This is a genomic window from Planktomarina temperata RCA23 (genome assembly GCF_000738435.1).
Taxonomy (GTDB): Bacteria; Pseudomonadota; Alphaproteobacteria; order Rhodobacterales; family Rhodobacteraceae; genus Planktomarina; species Planktomarina temperata.
In genome coordinates, this window is sequence record NZ_CP003984.1 from 1,789,381 (window position 1) to 1,802,563 (window position 13,183).

The following is a 13,183-nucleotide window of genomic DNA, read 5'->3' on the forward strand; positions in this document are numbered from 1 at the left end:
CCCAAAGGATCCTATCATGACACAAGCCCTCCCCGACGACCGTCTGGCCAAACGCAATGTGACGGTTCTCGTCGCAGCGCAAGCTATTTTAGGCGGACAGATGCCAATGATGTTTGTCGTGGGCGGATTGGCGGGCGGTATGTTAACAGGCAATCCTTGTTTCGCCACCTTGCCGATTTCTTTGATCGTCTTTGGGTCGATGACCACGGCCCCCTGGTTGTCGCCCTTGATGCAGAAATACGGCCGAAAAACCGGGTTTTTTATCGGCGCTATTGCCGGGGCCTTGGGGGCTGCGGTCTCGGCCTATGGGCTCTATGTTGCGTCCTTTGCGATATTCCTTCTTGGCTCCTATATATCGGGCATTTATATGTCCGCGCAGGGGTTTTACCGATTTGCCGCAACCGACACTGCCTCGGACAGTTTCCGCCCTAAAGCCATTTCCTTTGTGATGGCTGGCGGTTTGATCTCAGCCATATTCGGGCCGCAGCTTAATAAATTGGTGCAGGATGCTTCTGTGGTTCCATTTCTCGGCAGTTACATGGCCATCATCGCGCTGAACCTGGTGGGCATGTTCTTATTTTTGCTGCTGCGCCTGCCCAAAGGCACCGCCAACGAGCCAAGCGCGCCCGCAACCCTCGCGCCGCGCAGCCGTATGCAGCTCTTGCGTGACCCATCGATTTTGGTCGCCATTGCCTGCGGCATGGTGGCCTATTCTTTGATGAATTTGGTCATGACCTCAACGCCTCTTGCGGTTGTTGGCTGTGGTTTAACCAAGAACAACGCCAATGATATTGTCTCGGCCCATGTGATCGCCATGTTCCTACCATCTTTCTTTACCGGCCATCTCATCAACCGGTTTGGCGTGGAAAAAATCATGGGCATTGGCCTGCTGATTCTTGGCTCTGCTGGGCTTGTGGCCCTGAGCGGTATGGAGCTTGGGAATTTCTATGCCGCGCTCATTTTACTCGGCGTTGGCTGGAATTTCGGCTTCATTGGCGCCACCACGCTGCTGACCCGCGCCCATGCCCCGCATGAAAGAGGCTGGGTACAAGGGATGAATGACGCCATTGTCTTTGGCTGCGTCACCATCGCCTCGATCGCTTCGGGTGGGTTGATGAATTGCAGCGGTGGCTCTGTGGTGCAGGGATGGGCCGCGGTCAATTACGCAATGGTGCCGTTTCTATTGCTGGCCGGAACAGCCTTGCTTTGGCTCATCATGACAAACAAACGCGCGGCCTAGGGTGGAATTTAGCCACAACGCCAAGCCAGCCAGCCCCGCGCAAGGGTTGCGCCAATGCGAAACTGTGGAATCGCGCCGATTTCCACGGCGCCGGGATGTTTCACAACGAACCGCAATACCCGGCGGCAATGGGCCGTTTCGATGAGCGCCGGTGAGCGGATCACATCCCCGGTCATATCCAGCGCCTGGATACAAAGATCTCGGTAAATATGAAGCTTTTGATCTTCCGCCCAAACCGGTGTTTTGCGCGCGATCAATGCGGGAACTCCGCGTAGAAACCGCGCCAGCCCCAGCTGCGTTGCATGGGCTTTCAGGGCAGAAAGATCTTTGGGCAGATGATCTAGGGCTTCAAGTGCCGCAAGCATGGGCCCCAGGGTGATCGTTTGCACATGGGACAAAAGTTCCTCCCCTGTGGTAAACCCTTCTTTATAGATGTCCCAACGGCGTGCCAAAACCATCGCATCTAAAGCCTCGGCCCCCTTGGGCCCCAAGATGGGCGCCAAAGCCTCGACCACCTCATGTTTGCGCGGCGTGCCGGTCTCTATCTCTTCAAACACATCACGCCACCATTGCAGGCGCATTTCTGCAATCATCGGCTCTTGCGTCATCCATGGGGCCCGCGCCACCTCTACAGAGGCGGCATAAATCGGCAAAAGCACCGCACGCGCGGCAAGCGGCGCCGCCATAGTTGCCGCGAAACGCTCGGGATCCGCACGCGCGACCAGGTTGGCGCAAGCCTGTAGGCTCATCCGAGCAAATCCGGGTTTAAGGCATCGGTGATCACCGCCTCTGACAGGCCGCCGGGCTTATCGACAACCTCAACACCCGCAGCGCTGAGCTGCGCGCGTATTGCGTCCGCCGCAGCAAAATTGCGTGCCGCCTTGGCTTGCCTGCGCGCTTCGATCAGCGCCTCCACCCGCAGGGCCGCATCGCCACGGGCCTCCTTGGGACGCCACCAAGTCTCATCTGCGCCCAACAGGCCCAAAAATTGACCTGCCGCCAAAAGCGCCGCAGCATCACCAGCTTTGGCCAATTCATGCAGCCTTGCCAAAGCCCCCGGTGTGTTCAAATCATTGGCCACATGGGCAAGAACAGTGTCATCCAAAACGGCAGGCTCGACCCCTTGCACCAGCTCATGCCATTTGTGCAACGTGCTCGCCGCCTCCTGCGCCTTCTTTTCCGTCCAATCCATTGGCTTGCCATAATGAGTCGACAGAAGAACAAAGCGGATCACCTCGCCCGGAATATCCCGGTCCAGCAAATCGCGCACGGTGAAGAAATTGTCCAAGGATTTGGACATTTTCTTACCCTCGACCTGCAACATTTCGTTGTGCATCCAGATCTGTGCAAAACTGCCCTCGGGATGCGCACAGCAGCTTTGCGCGATCTCATTCTCATGATGTGGAAACAGCAGATCATTGCCGCCGCCATGAATATCAAAACTATGGCCAAAAAGCTCATAAGACATCGCCGAGCATTCGATATGCCAGCCCGGGCGTCCACGTCCCCAGGGGCTTGGCCAGCCCGGCGTTTGCGCATCAGAGGGTTTCCACAGGACAAAATCCATAGGGTCGCGCTTATAGGGGGCCACTTCGACCCGTGCACCCGCAATCATGTCATCCACACTCCGGCCCGATAGCGCGCCATAATCGGGGCAGCTGTTCACATCAAACAGCACATGCCCCTCGGCCGCATAGGCATGTCCTTTGGCAATAAGATCTTCTGACATAGAAATCATCTGCGCAATATAATCGGTGGCGCGCGGCATTGCCGTGGGCTCAAGCGCCGCCAAGGCGCCCATATCTGCCAAATACCAACCAATGGTTTCTTCAGTGATCTGCCCTATATCACGCCCTGTTTCGGCCGATTTTGCGTTTATTTTATCGTCAATATCGGTGAAATTGCGCGCATAGGTGACATGCTCGGCGCCATAAACCTCACGCAGCAAGCGAAACAGGCTGTCAAACACGACAACCGCACGGGCGTTGCCCAAATGTGCGCGATCATAGACCGTTGGCCCGCAGACATACATGCGTATATTCTTCGGATCTAGGGGCATCAAAGGCTCTTTGCGGCGGGTTTTGCTATTGTGCAGCTTGATTTGCATCATCGGGCATGTCCTAAAGTTACGGAAGGCACGGAAAGAAAGTGGCGGGCCACCCAAAAAGGCGCGCGTCGCCGCGGCAGTCATATTATTTCAACAACGCCAAATCATGGGGCCTCTATATCGCCGTGAACCCCGTGTTTCAATTGCTCAAAACCAATTTGACGAATCTATCGGCTTCAGGCCAAGTCTCGGGATGGAACTCGCACACCGCATGACCGCCCTAACCGGCGATGGATCCGATGGCTGGGATGTTTTTTACAAGGCGCGCGCTTTGAAAAAACAAGGCCATCCGATCATTGAATTGACCATCGGGGAGCATGACATTCGCACCCATATGGATATTTTGGCCGCAATGGGCCGGTCCGCAAGGGGCGGTCACACGGGCTATGCTGCTGTGCCGGGCACCGAGGGTCTACGCGCGGCCGTGGCCCGCCGCATTGAGGCGCAGAGCGGCGTTCGCACAACTGAGGACAATATTTTGATCACGCCCGGCGGGCAATCGGCACTTTTTGCCGCCCATATGGCTGTGCTGAACCCCGGTGATGTCGCGCTCTATTGCGATCCCTATTATGCCACCTACCCCGGTACGCTCCGCGGAACTGGCGCCGTGGATCGTGCAATCCCCTGCGATCCGGCGCATGATTTCCAACCGCGCGCGACCTATCTTGAGGCCGCAGCCAAGGGCGCGCGGTCTTTGCTGGTCAATTCACCCAACAATCCAACCGGGGTGGTTTATGACCGCGCCACTTGGCAGGCCATCGCAAAAACCTGTATCACCCATGATCTTTGGCTCATCTCTGACGAGGTTTACGACACCCAAGTCTGGCAGGGCAAACATATAAGCCCGCGAAGTCTGCCTGACATGCAAGAGCGCACTTTGGTGATTGGTTCGATGTCAAAGAGCCACGCCATGACCGGAAGCCGGATTGGCTGGATCTGTGGGCCGGTGCCTGTGATCGAGTATCTGACCAATTTCGCCACCCACACCACCTATGGGGTGCCGGGCTTCATTCAAGATGCGGCAGAATTTGCACTCTCCCAGGGCCAAGAGTTAGAGGATGAGGTGGCCGCGCCCTTTCGGCGGCGACGGCGCATCGCGCTTGATCTGCTCACGCAGCAAAATCTTGTGCGCGCTGTGCCTTGCTCGGGGGCGATGTATCTGATGCTGGACATGCGTGCCACCGGGCTGAGCGGTGAGGCCTTCGCCCATGCTTTGCTCGATGCACATCAAATTGCCGTCATGCCCGGCGAGAGCTTTGGACAAGCCGCCGCCGGTCACATCCGCGTGGCCATGACCGTTGCCGATGATCAATTTTCCGAAGCACTCGCGGTTTTATTGTCCTTTGCCGCTGAAATTTGCGAAAACAAAAGACGTTTTTGAACCATAAGTCGCAAATGGAAAAGATTGTCGGTTTGGAGTTTTTCACTCTAAAGCATGATTTCGAGATTTAAGACAGTGAGCTGGGTCTTCACCCTTACGGTGCGCACGATTGGGGCGAGCCGAGGACGTGCGGCGCGCGGGCGGCCAGGGCTCTAAACGGGCCTGCTTAGTTACTCTCAACACCACTCTTAGGATTTCCCCATGACAGATACCCAAAACCGCCGCGCTGGTGGCCGGGCTGCGCGTAAAGCGGCCAGAGCTGCGCCCCTCTCCGATGCGATGCGTCCCGTCCGCCCCGGCATGCAAGGCGGCACTTATAAACCACTCACGCAATTGGATATGGAGCGCATCAATGAGGCGGCACTCACCGCCCTTGAAGAGATTGGTCTGGCCGATGCGCCGCAGTCGGGCATTGATATTATGGTCGGCGCCGGCGCTATTCTTGGGGAGGATGGCCGCTTGCGCTACCCCCGTGCCTTGATCGAAGATATGCTGGCCAAAGCCAATCGCGAGATCACGCTTAGCGCGCGCAATCCGAAACATGATCTGCACCTTAGCGAAAAGAAGGTCCATTACGGCACCGCAGGGGCTGCGGTGCATATGGTCGACGTACAAACCCGCAGCTACCGCGAATCCACCGTCCGCGATTTGCACAATGCCGCGCGAATTGTGGAACATTTGGACAATATCCATTTCGTGCAAAGACCCATGGTCTGCCGCGATATTCTCGACAATCGAGAGATGGACCTCAACACGATATACGCCTGCGCCACCGGTACGGAAAAACACATTGGCACCTCCTTTACAGAGCCTGATTTTGTCGATGATGCCTTTGAAATGCTGCATATGATTGCTGGCGGTGAGGACAAATGGCGCGAGCGCCCCTTTGTGTCCAATTCCAATTGCTTCGTCGTGCCACCGATGAAATTCGCGACCGAAAGCTGCCAGGTTATGGAGAAATGTATTGCAGGCGGCATGCCTATTTTGCTGCTCAGTGCCGGGCAAGCAGGCGCCACCGCCCCGGCGCCAATCGCCGGCGCGATTGTGCAAGCGGTTGCCGAATGTTTGGCGGGGCTGGTCTATGTCAATGCGATCAAACCCGGTCATCCGGCCATATTTGGAACCTGGCCCTTTGTCTCGGATCTGCGCACGGGGGCTATGTCCGGCGGATCTGGCGAGCAGGCCCTGCTCACGGCCGGCTGTGCGCAAATGCACCATTACTATGGCCTGCCCGGCGGCGCGGCGGCCGGCATTGCCGATGCCAAACTGCCCGATATGCAAGCGGGATGGGAGCAGGCCATGTCAAATGTCATGGCCGGACTGACCGGATTGAATATGGTCTATGAAGCGGCAGGTATGCATGCCTCCCTTCTAGGATTTTGCCATGAATCCCTTATCTTAGGCGATGATTTGCTGGGACAGGCGATGCGCTGCGTGCGCGGCATTGAGGTCAGTGAAGACACGGTGGGTCTCGAGACCATGCGCGCGACCTGTTTGGGCGGGCCGGGTCATTATCTGGGCTCTGATCAAACCCTATCCTTGATGCAAACTGAGTATATCTACCCGGTTTTGGCAGATCGCAGTTCCCCCAAAGAATGGCAGGAGAAAGATCGGCCGGACCTCATCGAACAGGCGGTGGCGCGAAAAGAGGCTTTGATTGCGGCTCCAACACCGGCCGCACTGCCGCAGGAGGTGGACGCGCAGATTCGCCAGCGCTTCAAAATTCATCTGAATTAAACGGTCTCTTGCGGGCGGTTTATTTATCCGCCCGCTTTTTCCTCCAGCTCAAGCCACTGCGCTTCAGCTGCCGCCAAAGCCTCCTGCCGCTCGAGCAAAAGCGCGGTGGCTTTGTTGAATTTTACCGGCTGCTCGGTAAAGAGATTTGGCTGACCTAGGAACTCTTCTAATTTACCAATCTCAGCTTCAATGTGGGCAATTTCAGCTGGCAAAGCCTCCAAACGATGTTTTTCTGTAAAAGACAGGGCCGTTTTCACCTCCGCCGTCTCCATCTTAGTCTTTATCGTGCTTTGTTTCGCCGCGTGTTTGGCCGTTTTGCGGCCCGCGGCGCTGGGTTTTTGTGCCTGATAATCGCTCCAGCCGCCTGCATAGACAGTGGCCTTGCCACCGGGCTCTAACGCGATGGTTGTGGTGGCGACGCGGTCGAGAAAATCACGGTCATGGCTGACCAGCAAGACCGTGCCGTCATAATCGCCCAGAACATCTTGCAGCAGATCTAGAGTTTCAATGTCAAGATCATTAGTCGGCTCATCGAGAATCAATAAGTTACTTTCCTGTGCCATCAGGCGGGCCAGCAAGAGCCGCGCTTTTTCTCCCCCTGACAGCGCCCGAACTGGCGCGCGCATTTGCTCTTCGGCAAATAGAAAATCTTTAAGATAGCCGACCACATGTTTCGGAGTGCCCCGCACCATAATTTGATCGGACCGGCCTGAGACCGCCATGGTCGGATCGCTGGTCAGCGCTTCCCAAAGGCTGAGATCAGGATCCAGCTTGGTACGACCTTGGTCAAATACCGCAATTTGCAGGTTTGTGCCCAGCTTCACGCTGCCCCGGTCAGGGGCCTGTTCCCCCAAAAGCGTTTTGATCAAAGTGGTCTTGCCAACCCCATTCGGGCCAACGAGCGCCACGCGATCTTTGCGCTGAACCGTCAGTGAAAAATCTTTCAAAATCTCCAATTCACCAAAGGCCAGATCCAGGTTTTTGGCCTCAATCACCTTTGCCCCAGATTTTTGACCCGAATCAAACGCCATAGCGGCCGTGGATTGCCGGTTGATTTGCGCCGCCCGCTCGGCCCGCAGCTCGCCCAAGGCCCGCACGCGCCCTTGGTTGCGTTTACGCCGGGCAGAGATGCCCTCCACCGCCCAACGGGCCTCCGCTTTGATCTTGCGATTGAGCTTGTGCCTTTGTTGATCTTCTTCTTCCCAGGTTTTGTCGCGCCAGGCTTCAAAACTTCCAAACCCTTGCTCAAGGCGGCGCACCGCGCCCCGGTCGATCCACAGGGTCGCGCGGGTTAGAGCGGTTAAAAAGGCCCGGTCGTGGGAGATCACAACAAAACTATTTCGGCTTTCGCGCAAAGTGGTTTCTAACCAGGAAATTGCTTCAATATCAAGATGGTTGGTCGGCTCGTCCAGAAGCATCAACTCGGGATCTTCCGCCATGAGCTTGGCCAAAGCCGCCCGCCGCAGCTCACCGCCGGAGGCGGTTTTCACCGGACGATCTGGATCGAACTTCAACCCTTCCGCGGCAATCTCAACCTTATAATGCTCAGAGACATCAAGCGCCGAAAGGGCAAAATCTCCCAGCGTCTCAAACTGTGACAAATCGGGGTCCTGCTCCATATAGCCGACGCTGACGCCGGGCGGGATCACCCGATGTCCAGTATCGGCCTCAACCAACCCGGCCATGACCTTCATCAAAGTAGATTTACCTGATCCATTTCGTCCCACCAACGAGAGACGATCGCCCGTCTGAACGACGAAGCCGAGATCGGAAAAGATCGGGTGACCGCCAAAGGTCAGCGATATATCGGAAAGTTGGATCAAAGGTGCACGTGCCATAGGCAGCAGCTAGGCGCTCACGGCCGCGGCGTCAATGCGCGGCGAAGATTGCGCGCAAACGCTGCGCTCTTTTTTGTGGAACTTGTGCCACATTCAAACCAGTAAAGAGCAATGTGGTCCCCAAATCCGGGTCAATGACCGCGTGATCGCTCACTTTTCCACCAAGTCCCAAATAGGCCTGCAAAAGCGGCGGCAAATTGGGCGCACCACCGTCCTTGTGATCCTCCAATGCCTGCGCCAATCGATAACCGCCATGAAAGACAGGGCGCCAGCTGTGCGGTGCAATATGGTCGTTACGACAAAGATAGCGAAAACCCGCGCTGTGTGTTTGGGGCTGCGTGCCTGCAAATGAGCTGCACCCAAAGAGAAATGACACATTGTTTTGATCGACCAGCTGCGTGACAACGCCCCAGGCCAGGCGAAAAATATCCGAATTCCCCCTCTGTGGATCAATGGCAAAACGCCCCAATTCCAGCACGGGCCTGTCAAATACGCGCAGCGGTGACAGATCGAAAAACTGCGCTGAATATCCGTGCACTGCGGCTGTGCCGCTTGGAAAAATTCCAAGCCGAAAGCAACCTAAAATTTCATTTTTATCAATGTTTTTAATGCAAAAATTTAAGTAAGTCTCATCCCAAATATCACGGTCATCCCCCTGCTAAAAATCGCATTGCGGAATTGCCACAGCTGCCCAAGGCTCCGAGCCGTTTGGCACAGCTCGACCTTAAGACCACCGCGGGTGAAATTTTGGAATTGAAGCTCTGGGCGCCCCATGATCCATGACTATCCATTTGTAAATAATGACAGTATTATATTGCGCAATCGGCTGGTGCACTACCGATAAATGCGTATCATGGGGCAAAACTGTTTGGAGGTTCTATGGCTGATATCGAAAAAACGGATCGCGAGTGGCAGGAAATGCTGTCTCCACTGGCCTATAAGGTCACGCGCAAGCATGGCACAGAGCGGGCTTTCAGCCACGACAACTTTCCAAAAGAGGCGGGATATTATGCCTGCGTTTGCTGCGGCGCAACCTTGTTTTCACAAGATGATAAATTTGACAGCGGTACGGGATGGCCCTCCTTTACCCAACCCATGGCGGGTGCTCCAATTGGCGAAAGCATTGATAATTCGTGGTTCTCCACACGCACAGAGGTGCATTGCGCAACCTGCTCTGCGCATTTGGGCCATGTCTTTCCCGATGGGCCGGCGCCGACTGGCTTGAGGTATTGTATGAACGGCGTTGCGCTCACGTTCCACAGGGATGCAGCAGATTAAGGCTCGCTCAAAATGTCGCTGGCATCGAAGCGTCCGATGTTACCAAGCAATTGCTGCAGGAAGGAAATTTCTTCCGTGCCGCCGTCGGTCACGCGCCGCGTCAGAGCCACAATCTCGCCATCCTCAAGGCTGTAACGGCTGACGTTTGTCACAACCTCGGCCGAATCCAACGCGACGGCCACTATATCACGGGAAATAGGCTCGGGCGGGTTCATGCCATAATGCCGCCAGCGGCTTGAAATATAATAGAGCCGGCCTGTTTCTGTGTCAGAAATCGTGGGCACGCCCAGAGTTTCCTCTGCCGTTGCGCGCGTATCCACGCCCACCACTAGATTCGCCAGCTGCGCTTCGGACGGCGTGTAGCCATGGTTGCGATAGACCGGCGTACAAGATATGGCCGCGAAAAGACAGAACCCAACCACAGTGGTCTTTGTTTTATTTAGCATGAGTGTCCCTGTTGTCTTGCGAGAATAGCCCTCGCCAATTATGACTATGCTATCGAAGCCTAAATATGAATTCAAGAATGGAGCGCAGATGCGGCCAAACCATGCTCACCCACGCCTCGAGTTGAAACACCTGGTGCAAAACAGAGGCGTTAACTTCGATCTGACCCTTTCAGAGGCGGAGATTTCCGAGATTGTCGAGCAATTGGATCTGCTTAGCCTACGAAAAATTAAGTTTTCTGGAGTAATTCTGCCCATCGGAAAGGGCGATTGGGGGCTGTCGGGCGAATTGGGCGCGACGGTGGAGCAGGCCTGCAGCCTGACCCTCGCCCCGGTGCGCAGCCGTATCGACACGCCAGTTGTCCGCAATTTCCGTAAGTCTCCGATCACCTTGAGCCATTCGGGCCCCGAGCATGAAATTCCAGAGGATGACAGTGAAGAACAATTGGAAGATGTCATTGACCTTGCACGGGTGTTTTCAGAAGCTCTATCACTTGCCTTGCCCGATTATCCCCGCGCCGAAGGGGCCGAGCTCAAAACTGCCGAATTTGCCCCGCCCGGAGTGACGCCGCTCACCGATGAGGCGGCCAGACCCTTTTCCGTGCTGGCAGGCTTGAAGGATAAGCTCCAGTAACTGCATGATGAAACAGAGGTTTGTAGAATTTTTTTGAAAAATCGTAGGAAATATATAGGATCTGCGCCGTTTGGGGCTTGAAATAATACTCAATCCAAGTAATTAAGCGCCACTTAAGGTGCCGAGCTGGGCTCAGTGCTTTTGTTTGGCGACGACGCGCCAAATTCGGTATTAACAGGGCGTAACGCCCCTAGCTCGAGGTTGTGACATGGCTGTCCCAAAAAGTAAGATTACACGGAGCCGTCGTGGCATGCGACGCTCACATGACGCACTTGTTGCGGCAAACCCTAATGAATGCACAAACTGCGGTGAGCTGAAGCGTCCGCATCACGTTTGCGCATCTTGCGGTCACTATGATGATCGCGAAGTGATTGCGACGACTGAGGAAGTAGATCTCGACGAAGACGCGGCATAAGCGCCCGTATTCAAAGGGAATACATCTCAATGACGGACACCCAAACCATCGCTGACGGAACCAACTCGAATGTTGTCGTATCCGTCGATGCCATGGGGGGAGACAAAGGGCCCGGTGTGATTATCGCCGGGCTTTTGCGTGCGGTGCACACACATTCTAATATCCGGTTTCTGGTGCATGGCCCTCAAGCGGTGTTGGCGCCTCTGATTGACAAGCACAATCTCGAAGAGTTTTGCACCATTGTGCATGCTGAGCGCACCGTTTCCATGGATGACAAGCCAAGCCAAGTGATGCGCCATGGCAAGGGCACCTCAATGTGGTCAGCCGTGACTTCGGTCAAACAAAAAGAGGCCGATGCCTGTGTTTCTTGCGGCAATACCGGCGCTTTGATGGCCATTTCAATGGTGCGCCTGCGTAAATTGGCAGGAATCAACCGGCCTGCGATTGCGATTCTCTGGCCGTCTTTTGGACCAAACGGATCCAATGTAATGCTTGATGTGGGCGCAGATGTGCGTGCAGATGAAAGTGATTTGTTACAATTTGCCCTGATGGGCGCGTCTTACTCGCGCAATGGTTTTGCCGTGAAACGGCCGCGAGTTGGACTTCTCAACGTTGGCACCGAAGAGCATAAAGGCCGCGCCGAGCTGAAGGCTGCACATGATCTCATCAAAGAGTCAGCGGAGAGCGGACAATTTGAATTCGTAGGCTTTGTCGAGGGTGGGGATATCCCATCAGACCGGGTCGATGTTATCGTAACCGACGGATTTACAGGCAATGTTGCGCTGAAAACCGCCGAAGGCACCGCGAGCTTTATCGGCACAGCCCTGCGTCAATCTTTTAAACATAATTTGCTCGCCAAACTCTCTGCGATCTTAGCCTATGGTCCGCTAAGCCGCCTCAAGCGCACCACAGACCCGCGCCGGGTCAACGGCGGCGTGTTCTTGGGGCTCAATGGCACGGTGGTAAAATCCCATGGCGCGGCTGACGCAACAGGAGTTGCGGCGGCGGTTGGCCTGGCCTATCGTTTAGGTTCAGCAAAGTTTAGCACCAAGCTCGCCGCGCGTGTAGCTTCGGTCAATGGGTTCGCAGAGGACCGCGAAGAAGACGGGAACTAACGATGCGCAGAGCAGTTGTTGAATCCATTGGCCACTACCTGCCCGAACGCGTGGTGGAAAACTCCGAATTTGAAGCAACGCTGGACACCAATGACGCCTGGATCCGCAGCCGCACCGGCATCGAACGTCGCCATTTCGCCGCTGAAGGGGAAACAACCTCTGATATGGGCATCAAAGCCGCTCAAGCAGCTTTGGCCAATGCCGGATGCAGCGTCGAGGACGTCGATGCCATTATTCTGGCAACCTCAACCGCCGACCTCACCTTCCCCTCCGCCGCCACAATGGTACAGCATGGGCTTGGTATGAACCACGGGTTCGCCTTTGACGTTCAAGCGGTCTGTGCAGGATTTTTGTTTGCCTTGAACACCGCAAATTCCATGATTGCCAGCGGCCAGGCCAGTCGCATATTGGTCATCGGTGCGGAGACATTTTCAAAACTGATGGATTGGACCGATCGCGGGACCTGCGTGTTGTTTGGCGATGGCGCTGGCGCCATGTTAATTGCCGCGCAGGAGGATGAAACCTCTGACCGCGGAATTCTGGCCACCACATTGCGCTCGGATGGGCGCTACAAAGACATTCTTTACGTCGATGGTGGCGTATCCATGCAAACCACTGGGCATCTGCGGATGCAGGGCAAAGAAGTTTTTCGTCATGCGGTCGAGAAACTCTCAAACACGGCGCTTGAGGCAATTGAAGCGGCCGGTCTGACCACGGACGATGTGGATTGGATCGTACCACATCAGGCCAACAAACGCATTTTGGAAGGAATGTCCAAACGCCTCAAAGTCCCTATGGACCGAGTCGTTATGACCGTAAACAACCATGGCAACACCTCTGCGGCCTCTATTCCTCTTGCGATGGCAGTGGCCGCCCAGGACAAACGCATCAAACAAGGCGATATTGTGGTCACAGGCGCCATTGGCGGCGGTCTGGCCTGGGGAACCGCGGTTATTCGCTGGTAAATGACCCCAAATCAGGACTTTTAGTTGCCA

At 55.5% G+C, this 13,183-nt stretch carries 13 protein-coding genes; 8 read left to right on the top strand and 5 right to left on the bottom strand.

Annotated features, from left to right (window positions below):
- Positions 1-16: 16 nt before the first annotated feature.
- Positions 17-1,240: an MFS transporter gene (locus RCA23_RS08500; protein ID WP_044049952.1), complete on the top strand. Its 1,224-nt coding sequence runs from the start codon at positions 17-19 to the stop codon at positions 1,238-1,240.
- 8 nt (positions 1,241-1,248) lie between these two features.
- On the opposite strand, the gene RCA23_RS08505 is transcribed toward RCA23_RS08500, so the two are convergent.
- A complete protein-coding gene (locus RCA23_RS08505; protein WP_044049953.1) occupies positions 1,249-1,989 on the bottom strand; it encodes a squalene/phytoene synthase family protein in 741 nt (246 codons plus the stop codon).
- On the bottom strand, positions 1,986-3,350 hold the full coding sequence (cysS, locus tag RCA23_RS08510) for a cysteine--tRNA ligase (RefSeq protein ID WP_044049954.1): 1,365 nt from the start codon (positions 3,348-3,350) through the stop codon (positions 1,986-1,988). Before cysS ends, RCA23_RS08505 begins: the two co-directional genes overlap by 4 nt.
- 190 nt (positions 3,351-3,540) lie before the next feature.
- On the opposite strand from cysS, the gene RCA23_RS08515 reads away from it, so the two are divergent.
- Complete coding sequence (locus tag RCA23_RS08515; RefSeq protein WP_044051420.1) at positions 3,541-4,728, top strand: aminotransferase class I/II-fold pyridoxal phosphate-dependent enzyme; 1,188 nt, start codon at positions 3,541-3,543, stop codon at positions 4,726-4,728.
- 201 nt (positions 4,729-4,929) lie between these two features.
- Positions 4,930-6,465: a trimethylamine methyltransferase family protein gene (locus tag RCA23_RS08520; protein ID WP_044049955.1), complete on the top strand. Its 1,536-nt coding sequence runs from the start codon at positions 4,930-4,932 to the stop codon at positions 6,463-6,465.
- 23 nt (positions 6,466-6,488) lie between these two features.
- On the opposite strand, the gene RCA23_RS08525 is transcribed toward RCA23_RS08520, so the two are convergent.
- Both RCA23_RS08525 and RCA23_RS08530 read right to left on the bottom strand, forming a co-directional pair.
- On the bottom strand, positions 6,489-8,303 hold the full coding sequence (locus RCA23_RS08525; RefSeq protein ID WP_044049956.1) for an ABC-F family ATP-binding cassette domain-containing protein: 1,815 nt from the start codon (positions 8,301-8,303) through the stop codon (positions 6,489-6,491).
- Positions 8,304-8,334: 31 nt separating this feature from the next.
- Positions 8,335-8,943, bottom strand: coding sequence for a GNAT family N-acyltransferase (locus RCA23_RS08530; RefSeq protein ID WP_081870934.1), 609 nt, complete (start codon positions 8,941-8,943; stop codon positions 8,335-8,337).
- A 239-nt stretch (positions 8,944-9,182) separates the two neighbouring features.
- On the opposite strand from RCA23_RS08530, the gene msrB reads away from it, so the two are divergent.
- A complete protein-coding gene (gene msrB, locus RCA23_RS08535; protein WP_044049957.1) occupies positions 9,183-9,581 on the top strand; it encodes a peptide-methionine (R)-S-oxide reductase MsrB in 399 nt (132 codons plus the stop codon).
- Here msrB and RCA23_RS08540 read toward each other — a convergent pair.
- Positions 9,578-10,027, bottom strand: a complete 450-nt coding sequence (locus tag RCA23_RS08540) for an outer membrane protein assembly factor BamE domain-containing protein (RefSeq protein WP_044049958.1) — start codon at positions 10,025-10,027, stop codon at positions 9,578-9,580. The two genes, msrB and RCA23_RS08540, sit on opposite strands and share 4 nt — an antisense overlap.
- A 40-nt stretch (positions 10,028-10,067) precedes the next feature.
- Between RCA23_RS08540 and RCA23_RS08545 the strand changes: the two genes are divergently transcribed.
- The 4 genes from RCA23_RS08545 (at position 10,068) to RCA23_RS08555 (ending at position 13,153) form a co-directional block, all read left to right on the top strand.
- A complete protein-coding gene (locus RCA23_RS08545; protein ID WP_236631334.1) occupies positions 10,068-10,658 on the top strand; it encodes a YceD family protein in 591 nt (196 codons plus the stop codon).
- A 208-nt stretch (positions 10,659-10,866) separates the two neighbouring features.
- Entirely contained in the window at positions 10,867-11,073 is a 207-nt protein-coding gene (gene rpmF / locus RCA23_RS16260) for a 50S ribosomal protein L32 (RefSeq protein ID WP_081870935.1), read from the top strand.
- Positions 11,074-11,096: 23 nt separating this feature from the next.
- Complete coding sequence (gene plsX, locus RCA23_RS08550; RefSeq protein WP_081870936.1) at positions 11,097-12,188, top strand: phosphate acyltransferase PlsX; 1,092 nt, start codon at positions 11,097-11,099, stop codon at positions 12,186-12,188.
- A 2-nt stretch (positions 12,189-12,190) separates the two neighbouring features.
- Entirely contained in the window at positions 12,191-13,153 is a 963-nt protein-coding gene (locus RCA23_RS08555) for a beta-ketoacyl-ACP synthase III (protein ID WP_044049961.1), read from the top strand.
- The last annotated feature ends 30 nt before the right edge of the window (positions 13,154-13,183 follow it).

Bases quoted from the DNA above. Each gene is read 5' to 3' on its own strand.
- RCA23_RS08500 (WP_044049952.1), top strand. From the start codon at position 17: ATGACACAAGCCCTCCCCGACGACCGTCTGGCCAAACGCAATGTGACG.
- RCA23_RS08505 (WP_044049953.1), bottom strand. From the start codon at position 1,989: ATGAGCCTACAGGCTTGCGCCAACCTGGTCGCGCGTGCGGATCCCGAG.
- cysS (WP_044049954.1), bottom strand. From the start codon at position 3,350: ATGATGCAAATCAAGCTGCACAATAGCAAAACCCGCCGCAAAGAGCCT.
- RCA23_RS08515 (WP_044051420.1), top strand. From the start codon at position 3,541: ATGGAACTCGCACACCGCATGACCGCCCTAACCGGCGATGGATCCGAT.
- RCA23_RS08520 (WP_044049955.1), top strand. From the start codon at position 4,930: ATGACAGATACCCAAAACCGCCGCGCTGGTGGCCGGGCTGCGCGTAAA.
- RCA23_RS08525 (WP_044049956.1), bottom strand. From the start codon at position 8,303: ATGGCACGTGCACCTTTGATCCAACTTTCCGATATATCGCTGACCTTT.
- msrB (WP_044049957.1), top strand. From the start codon at position 9,183: ATGGCTGATATCGAAAAAACGGATCGCGAGTGGCAGGAAATGCTGTCT.
- RCA23_RS08540 (WP_044049958.1), bottom strand. From the start codon at position 10,027: ATGCTAAATAAAACAAAGACCACTGTGGTTGGGTTCTGTCTTTTCGCG.
- RCA23_RS08545 (WP_236631334.1), top strand. From the start codon at position 10,068: ATGACTATGCTATCGAAGCCTAAATATGAATTCAAGAATGGAGCGCAG.
- rpmF (WP_081870935.1), top strand. From the start codon at position 10,867: ATGGCTGTCCCAAAAAGTAAGATTACACGGAGCCGTCGTGGCATGCGA.
- RCA23_RS08555 (WP_044049961.1), top strand. From the start codon at position 12,191: ATGCGCAGAGCAGTTGTTGAATCCATTGGCCACTACCTGCCCGAACGC.